The organism is Nonomuraea recticatena (assembly GCF_039533245.1).
Classification (GTDB): domain Bacteria; phylum Actinomycetota; class Actinomycetes; order Streptosporangiales; family Streptosporangiaceae; genus Nonomuraea; species Nonomuraea roseola.
Genome location: NZ_BAAATE010000155.1, coordinates 1 through 706, shown reverse-complemented (window position 1 = coordinate 706; position 706 = coordinate 1). Strand labels below are relative to the sequence as shown.

Here is a 706-nt window from a genome sequence, read left to right as displayed (position 1 = left end):
AGGCCATCCTCACCGCCAGCGCCACCCTCGCCTTCAGCGCGGCCTGCGCTGGCTACTACCAAGCGACCGAGGACACCCTGAACTGCACCGTCACCGACAAGCGGCAGGTCTACGGCATGGATGGCAACGTGCGCGCCTACCAGCTCCATACCGCCGACTGCGGCGACCTCCACGTTGCCGACGTCCTGCTCCGTGGCGCATGGGACTCGATCGAGCTCTACCGCTCCATCGAGATCGGCAAGACCTACGAGTTCATCACCGTCGGCGCGATCACTCCGACCGTCATCGCCGCCGAATCCACCAGCTAACGGAGAACACCATGCACACCAACCACACCGAATACCCGGAGTGCTGCGCCGAACTCCACCGCAAGGTCGACCGGGTGCTCGACCTCCTCGAGGAGCGCCAGACCAAGCGCAAACCCGCCGACGGCGCCTACCGCGTCACGATCCCGCCGGCCAGCCGCGCATGGGAGTACTGGGAGCAGCGGCAGATCGCCGAGGAGTGGGCTGCCGACGAAGGGCTGGAAGCGCCCCCGACGCCGCCGCCGTAGGCCGCCAGCGCACTCATCGAGGCACCGAAGGAGCAGTTCATCAGGGCCTTCCGCAACGCCATCAAGGCGGACGGAGAACCGGCCAGCGAGCCGGGAAATCGGCGCTGCTTCGACCTGCTCAGATGACCTCCCGGCCCTAGACTCCTTGCAGCA

At 67.0% G+C, this 706-nt stretch carries 2 protein-coding genes; both read left to right on the top strand.

Annotated elements, in window-relative coordinates; genetic code table 11:
* On the top strand, nt 1–308 hold a 308-nt coding region (locus tag ABFX50_RS50895), incomplete at its 5' end, for a hypothetical protein (RefSeq protein WP_346158543.1).
* 11 nt (nt 309–319) lie between these two features.
* The gene (locus ABFX50_RS50890; protein ID WP_346158542.1) at nt 320–553 is read left to right on the top strand and encodes a hypothetical protein; all 234 of its coding nucleotides are present in this window, start codon (nt 320–322) and stop codon (nt 551–553) included.
* Nucleotides 554–706: the final 153 nt, after the last annotated feature.

What these genes read in the sequence shown, in the direction of transcription:
- ABFX50_RS50890 (WP_346158542.1), top strand. Translation starts at nt 320, where the DNA reads ATGCACACCAACCACACCGAATACCCGGAGTGCTGCGCCGAACTCCAC.